The sequence below is a fragment of the Pseudomonas sp. BAV 4579 genome, assembly GCF_009765395.1.
Lineage (GTDB): Bacteria > Pseudomonadota > Gammaproteobacteria > Pseudomonadales > Pseudomonadaceae > Chryseomonas > Chryseomonas aestiva.
Window position 1 is genome coordinate 1 of the sequence record NZ_WHOV01000222.1, and the last position, 7,032, is coordinate 7,032.

A 7,032-nucleotide genomic window follows, 5' to 3' on the forward strand; every position below is an offset into this window, starting at 1 on the left:
AGATGTGTATAAGAGACAGGGGCTGGGGTGAGGGCCCGCCCCAAATCGCCGCCGTAGTGTGGAAAACCGCGCAGCGTTTTCCACCTGAGCCTATCCCGAACCCGTGGAATGCAGCCTCCTGCTCGCGCCAGACCACCCCCCTCTCCCCCTAAGAGAGGGCTGGGGTAAGGGCCCGCCCAACACCAATCGTCAGGCCAAGAACCACCCCCCAGACCATCCATCGGCATACCCCCTTCGAGGCTGGCGCCACCCAGCGAGATGCTTATAGTTATCGCAATCCCCATCCTTCAAGGATCCGCCCATGCCCCGTCTGTTGCACGTGATAGGTTCGCCCCGCCAGGATCGCTCCGCCTCGCTGGAAGTCGCCACTGCCTTCATCCAGGCCTGGCAGAGCAAACATCCCGACGCCGAGGTGGATACCCTCGATGCCTGGCATTGCGACCTGCCGGAATTCGACAGTCCTATCCTCGACGCCAAATACGCCGGCATCCAGGGCGAGTCCCTCAGCGCCGAGCAGGCGCACGCCTGGAAGGTGGCCAAGGCGCTGGCACAGCGCTTCAAGGCCGCGGATGTGCTGGTGTTCGGCGTGCCCTGCTGGAATTTCGGCATCCCCTACAAGCTCAAGCAGCTGTTCGATGTGGTCAGCCAGAAGGACCTGCTGTTCACCTTCGACGAGCGCGGCCTCAATGGCCTGCTCGGCGGTCGCCAGGCACTGGTGATCGCCGCCCGCGGTGCGGCCCTGGATCGCCAGGAGCATCAGGAATCCTATCTGCGCACCTGGTGCGAGATGGTCGGCATCGACAGGATGCATACCGTGGTGGTGGAAAAGACCCTGTTCGGTGCCGAGGTCGACCAGGCTTCACGCGACCAGGCCAAACAGGACGCCGTGGCGCTGGTGGGCAAGCTCTGATCGCTGGCTGCAGGGGCCGCCCTCACCCCAGCCCTCTCCCAGAGGGAGAGGGGGCAGTCTCGTAGGTTGGGCTGAGCGCAGCGAAGCCCAACACCCCTCCCCACTCCATACCTCTCAACGATGCCGGGTCGTCGAACTCAGCTTGTACCTGTCGCCCGGATGCAGCAGCCGCACATAGCTGACCAGGTGTTCGTCCGACCAGGTCCGGCGGATCATCGACAGGCAGGCCGCGCCTTCGGCGATGTCCAGCCAGAGTGCGGTCTGGGCATTGGCCAGTACCGCCTCGACGATGTGCTCCACATCGCTGATCGGACAGCTGGCCACCAGCACCTCGTTGGGCGTCTGGCGGCTGAAGTCGCTTTCCAGGTAGTGCGGCACCCAGCGCGGATTGACGTAGCGATCTTCCAGCTGGATGGGCAGGCCGTTCTCGCGATGCACCAGGATGCTGTGGAACACCTGGCTGCCGATCCGCAGCCCCAGGCGCAAGGCCACCTCGTCGTCGGCGGCGATGGCCTCGCTGCGCAGCACCTCGTTGGAATATGCATGCCCCCGGGCGCGTACCTCGGCGGCGATGTTCATCACCTCGTGCAGCGAGGATTCGGCCTTGCGCTCGATGACGAAGGTGCCGAGACCCGCCTGGCGCATCAGGTAGCCCTGCTGCACCAGGCGGGTGATGGCCTTGTTAGCGGTCATGCGGCTGACCGCGAAATCCCGCGCCAGCTGCTCCTCGGTGGGAATCTGGTGATGCACCGGGTAGGCACCACCCTGGATGCGTTCGAGCAGGAAGTCCTCGATCACCTTGTAGCGCGGGGGTGTCGTGCTGCTCACGCGAACTCCAGGCCGAAAAATGGGACGCCTATGATAACGCGCGGTCCGGCGTTCTGGCTGCCGGACCGCATCCCTCTCAGAGACTGGGCAGCAGCCGTGGCGTGACCAGCGCGTTCAGGCAGCCGCTGGCCAGCAGTGCGCTGGCGGCCTCGATGTCGGGGGCGAAGAAGCGGTCTTCCTGATAGTAGGGCACCTGCTCGCGCAGCAGGCTGCGCGCCCTTTCCAGGCGTTCCGAACTCTTCAGGCCGTGACGGAAGTCCAGGCCCTGGCAGGCGCCCAGCCACTCGATGGCGAGGATGCCGCGCACGTTCTCGGCCATGGCCCACAGTCGCTTGCCGGCATTGGGCGCCATGGACACGTGGTCTTCCTGGTTGGCCGAGGTGGGCAGGCTGTCGACGCTGGCCGGATGGGCCAGGGCCTTGTTGTCGCTGGCCAGGGCCGCGGCGGTGACCTGGGCGATCATGAAGCCGGAATTGACCCCGCCGTTCTCCACCAGGAAGGGCGGCAGCTGGGACATGTGCCGGTCCATCATCAGCGAGGTGCGCCGCTCCGACAGGGCGCCGATCTCGGCCAGCGCCAGGGCCAGGTTGTCGGCGGCCACGGCCACCGGCTCGGCGTGGAAGTTGCCACCGGAGATGACGTCGCCCTCCTCGGCGAATACCAGCGGGTTGTCGGACACGGCGTTGGCTTCCACCTCCAGGACCTCGGCGGCCTGGCGCAACTGGGTCAGGCAGGCCCCCATCACCTGGGGCTGGCAGCGCAGCGAATAGGGATCCTGGACCTTGTCGCAGTTGGCATGGGAACGGGAGACCTCGCTGCTGTCAGTGAGCAGCTCGCGATAGGCCGCGGCCACGTCGATCTGGCCGCGCTGGCCGCGTGCGGCATGGATGCGCGCATCGAAGGGCGCCCGGGAACCGAGCATGGCCTCGACGCTCAGGCCGCCGCAGACCGTGGCCGCGGCGAACAGGTCTTCGCCTTCGAACAGCCCGCGCAAGGCATAGGCGGTGGACACCTGGGTGCCATTGAGCAGCGCCAGGCCCTCCTTGGCGGCCAGGGTTATGGGTTCGAGACCCGCCACCGCCAGCGCCTCGCGGGCCGGCAGCCACTGGCCCCGGTAGCGCGCCTTGCTCTCGCCGATCAGCACCAGCGACAGGTGCGCCAGCGGCGCCAGGTCCCCCGAGGCGCCCACCGAGCCCTTGAGCGGAATGTGCGGATAGACCTCGACATTGATCAGGCCGATCAGGGCTTCGATGACCTGGCGGCGGATGGCGGAAAAGCCACGGGCCAGGCTGTTGACCTTGAGCAGCAGGATCAGCCGCACCAGGTCGTCGTCCAGTGCCTCGCCCACCCCGGCGGCATGAGACAGCACCAGGGAGCGCTGCAGCTTTTCCAGATCCGCCGGCGCGATCCGCGTCGAGGCCAGCAGGCCGAAGCCGGTGTTGATGCCATAGGCAGTCCGGCCTTCGGCGAGGATGTTTTCCACGCAGGCCACGCTGGCATCGATGGCCGGGTAGGCCGCCGGATCCAGCTCGACGCGCAGCGGCTGCCGATAGGCCTGGCGCAGCTGGGCCAGGTCGAGGGTGCCGGGTTTGAGGATCAGGGTATTCATCGATCAGACTCCTTTGCCGATCATGGGCAGATTCAGGCCCTGCGCGCGGGCACAGTCGATGGCGATGTCGTAGCCGGCGTCGGCGTGGCGCATCACCCCGGTGGCCGGATCATTGTGCAGCACCCGGGCGATACGGGCCGCGGCGGCGTCGGTGCCGTCGCAGACGATGACCATGCCGGAGTGCTGGGAGAAGCCCATCCCCACCCCGCCACCGTGGTGCAGCGAGACCCAGGTGGCACCGCTGGCGGTATTGAGCAGGGCATTGAGCAGCGGCCAGTCGGAGACGGCATCGGAGCCGTCCTGCATGGCCTCGGTCTCGCGGTTGGGGCTGGCCACCGAGCCGGAGTCCAGGTGGTCGCGACCGATGACGATGGGCGCCTTGAGTTCGCCGCTGCGCACCATCTCGTTGAAGGCCAGGCCCAGCTTGGCCCGCTGGCCCAGGCCAACCCAGCAGATGCGTGCCGGCAAGCCCTGGAAGGCGATGCGCTCGCGGGCCATGTCCAGCCAGCGGTGCAGGCGGTCATCGTCGGGGATCAGCTGCTTGACCTTGGCGTCGGTGCGCTGGATGTCCTCGGGGTCGCCCGACAGCGCGGCCCAGCGGAAGGGGCCGATGCCGCGGCAGAACAGCGGGCGGATATAGGCCGGGACGAAGCCCGGGAAGGCGAAGGCATCGGCGACCCCGGCTTCCTGGGCCATCTGGCGGATATTGTTGCCGTAGTCGAAGGTGGGGACGCCGCGCTTCTGGAAGTCGAGCATGGCCTGGACGTGCACGGCCATCGACTGCTTGGCGGCCGTGACCACCCCAACCGGATCGGTGACTGCACGATCCCGGTATTCGGCCCAGGTCCAGCCGATCGGCAGATAGCCGTTGAGGGGGTCGTGGGCGCTGGTCTGGTCGGTGACCATATCCGGGCGCACGCCGCGGCGGACCAGTTCGGGCAGGATCTCGGCGGCGTTGCCCAGCAGGGCGACGGAGACCGCGGCACCGGCGGCGGTGTGCCGGGCGATGCGCGCCAGGGCGTCGTCCAGGTCGCTGGCCTGTTCGTCCACATAGCGGGTCTTGAGGCGGAAATCGATACGGCTCTGCTGGCACTCGATGTTCAGCGAACAGGCGCCGGCCAGGGTCGCGGCCAGGGGCTGGGCACCGCCCATGCCGCCGAGACCGGCGGTGAGCACCCAGCGGCCGCGCAGGTCACCCTGGTAATGCTGACGCCCGGCCTCGACAAAGGTCTCGTAGGTACCCTGGACGATGCCCTGGCTGCCGATGTAGATCCAGCTGCCGGCGGTCATCTGGCCGTACATGGCCAGGCCCTTGGCATCCAGTTCGTTGAAGTGCTCCCAGCTGGCCCAATGCGGTACCAGGTTGGAGTTGGCGATCAGCACCCGCGGGGCGTCGGCGTGGGTCCTGAATACCCCCACCGGCTTGCCCGATTGCACCAGCAGGGTCTCGTCGTCGCCCAGTTCCTTGAGGGTGGCGACGATGCGGTCGTAGCTTTCCCAATCGCGCGCCGCCCGGCCGATGCCGCCATAGACCACCAGCTCCTCGGGATTTTCCGCAACCGCGGGATCGAGATTGTTCATCAGCATGCGCAGCGGCGCCTCGGTCAGCCAGCTCCTGGCATTGAGCTGGGTGCCGCGGGGGGCGCGGATCTCACCTTCACGAAAGCGGGTCATGGAAGCTTCCTCTCTTGTTGTTCGCGGCCGGCCCTAGAGGTCCAGTGCCAGGGTATGGATCAGCCGCGCCGCGACCCGGGCCGTGCGGCCGTCCTGGTCGAGCGCGGGATTGAGTTCGGCCACGTCGGCCAGGCGCAGCTTGCCGCTGGCCTTGAGCCGGCGGATCAGGGGTTCCAGCAGTGCGAGGCTCACGCCGTGGGCGGCGGGGGCGCTGACCCCGGGTGCATCGCCGGCGGGCAGCACATCCAGGTCGAAGGTCAGATAGAGGGCATCGCAGCGAGCCGCAAAGGCGTCCAGTTCGGCGCCGATCCGTTCCAGGCTGCCCTCGCGGATCTCGTGGTCTTCGCGGATCAGCACGTCCAGCTCGGCGGCACGCCTGAGCAGGGTGCGGGTATTGGCCGCCAGGCTCAGCCCCAGGCAGGCATAGTGGAAGGACCAGCCATGGCGGGCGCAGTGCGCGGCGATCTGGGCGAAGGGCGTACCGGAGGTCGCTCCCCGCGCCGGATCGCGCAGGTCCAGGTGGGCGTCGAAATTGACGATGCCGATGCGCGGCTTGGGCAGGGTCCTGGCCAGGTGCAGCGCCAGGCCCAACCAGCTGGCCCAGGCCACCTCGTGACCGCCTCCCAGCACCAGGGGCAGATGGCCCGCGGCGAGCAACTGGCGTACGCCATCGGCCAGGCGCGCCTGGGCGCCTTCCAGATCGCCGTCAGTACAGCAGACATCGCCGGCGTCATAGGCCGGCCCCTGCCGCTGCCAGGCCACATTGGCCAGGGCCCGCCGCAGGGCGCCAGGACCCTCGGCAGCGCCGGGGCGACCCTGATTGCGCCGCACGCCCTCGTCACAGGCAAAGCCCAGCAGGGCTACGCCGGGCGCGCTGTCCGCGGCGAGTGGCTGGATACACTGATGCCAGCGCAAGGCATCCAGCTCAGGATCGATGCGACCGCTCCAGGTTTCCATGGCCTGGCGATCAGCGAGCATGCTGCACCTGCCCGGCGAAGATGCGCTGCCGCAGGCGGCCCGGACGCACCTCATAGGCCAGCTCCGCCGGCTGACCGACGTCCCACAGGCAGAGATCCGCCGGGGCGCCCGCCTGGATACGACCCAGCTCCGGGCGCCCCAGGGCCTGGGCAGCGTGGGCGGTCAGGCCGGCCAGGGCTTCGCGAGGGGTCAGGCGAAACAGGGTGCAGCCCAGGTGCGCGATCAGGGTGGGCAGATAGAGCGGCGAGATGCCGGGATTGGCGTCACTGGCCAGCGCCATGGGCACCCCGTGGCGACGCAGCAGTTCGACCGGTGGCTGTTGAGTCTCGCCCAGCATCAGGAAGGCGCCGGGCAGCAGCACGGCGACGGTGCCGGCGGCGGCCAGGGCGCGCACCCCGGCTTCGTCGAGATACTCCACATGGTCCGCCGACAAGGCGCCCAGCCGTGCGGCCAGGGCGCTGCCGCCCAGGTTGGACAGCTGCTCGGCATGGGCCTTGATCGGCAGGCCGTGCGCCCGTGCCGCCTGGAAGACCCGCTCGCACTGAGCCGGCGAAAAGGCGATCCCCTCGCAGAAGACGTCCACCGCATCGGCCAGCCCTTCGGCCACCGCGGCCGGGATCATCTCCTGGCAGACCAGCTCGACATAGCCGTCGGCATCACCCTGGAATTCCGGCGGCACGGCATGGGCGCCCAGCAGCGTGGTGATCACCCGGACCGGTAGCGCCTCGCCCAGCTGGCGGGCGACGCGCAACAGCTTGAGTTCGTCGGCCACCGTCAGGCCGTAGCCGGACTTGATCTCGACGGTGGTGACGCCCTCGTCGATCAGCGCCTGCAAGCGCGGTCGGGCGACGGCGAATAATTCGGCCTCGCTGGCCGCCCGCGTCGCGCGCACCGTGCCGAGGATGCCACCACCGGCCCGGGCGATCTCGGCGTAGCTGGTACCTTCCAGCCGCCGCTCGAATTCCCCGGCGCGCTGGCCGGCATGGACCAGGTGGGTGTGGCAATCCACCAGCCCGGGCGTCATGACCCCGCC

The 7,032-nt window shown here is 68.5% G+C and carries 6 protein-coding genes; 1 reads left to right on the forward strand and 5 read right to left on the reverse strand.

Annotation, left to right across the window (positions count from 1 at the left end):
• The first annotated feature begins 301 nt into the window (after positions 1–301).
• Positions 302–910, forward strand: a complete 609-nt coding sequence (locus tag GSQ95_RS25345) for an FMN-dependent NADH-azoreductase (RefSeq protein WP_158891625.1) — start codon at positions 302–304, stop codon at positions 908–910.
• A 114-nt stretch (positions 911–1,024) separates the two neighbouring features.
• Here GSQ95_RS25345 and hutC read toward each other — a convergent pair whose 3' ends face one another.
• The 5 genes from hutC to hutI form a co-directional block, all read right to left on the reverse strand.
• Positions 1,025–1,738, reverse strand: a complete 714-nt coding sequence (hutC, locus tag GSQ95_RS25350) for a histidine utilization repressor (RefSeq protein WP_133859773.1) — start codon at positions 1,736–1,738, stop codon at positions 1,025–1,027.
• A 76-nt stretch (positions 1,739–1,814) separates the two neighbouring features.
• Positions 1,815–3,347: a histidine ammonia-lyase gene (hutH, locus tag GSQ95_RS25355; protein ID WP_158891627.1), complete on the reverse strand. Its 1,533-nt coding sequence runs from the start codon at positions 3,345–3,347 to the stop codon at positions 1,815–1,817.
• A 3-nt stretch (positions 3,348–3,350) separates the two neighbouring features.
• Complete coding sequence (hutU, locus tag GSQ95_RS25360) at positions 3,351–5,021, reverse strand: urocanate hydratase (RefSeq protein ID WP_158891629.1); 1,671 nt, start codon at positions 5,019–5,021, stop codon at positions 3,351–3,353.
• A 33-nt stretch (positions 5,022–5,054) separates the two neighbouring features.
• The gene (hutG, locus tag GSQ95_RS25365; protein ID WP_158891631.1) at positions 5,055–5,999 is read right to left on the reverse strand and encodes a formimidoylglutamase; all 945 of its coding nucleotides are present in this window, start codon (positions 5,997–5,999) and stop codon (positions 5,055–5,057) included.
• The coding region (hutI, locus tag GSQ95_RS25370; protein WP_158973998.1) for an imidazolonepropionase at positions 5,989–7,032 on the reverse strand (1,044 nt) is incomplete at its 5' end. The genes hutG and hutI, both read right to left, overlap by 11 nt.

Coding starts and splice junctions, on each gene's coding strand:
- hutU (WP_158891629.1), bottom strand. CDS start 5,021: ATGACCCGCTTTCGTGAAGGTGAGATCCGCGCCCCCCGCGGCACCCAG.
- hutG (WP_158891631.1), bottom strand. CDS start 5,999: ATGCTCGCTGATCGCCAGGCCATGGAAACCTGGAGCGGTCGCATCGAT.
- hutH (WP_158891627.1), bottom strand. CDS start 3,347: ATGAATACCCTGATCCTCAAACCCGGCACCCTCGACCTGGCCCAGCTG.
- GSQ95_RS25345 (WP_158891625.1), top strand. CDS start 302: ATGCCCCGTCTGTTGCACGTGATAGGTTCGCCCCGCCAGGATCGCTCC.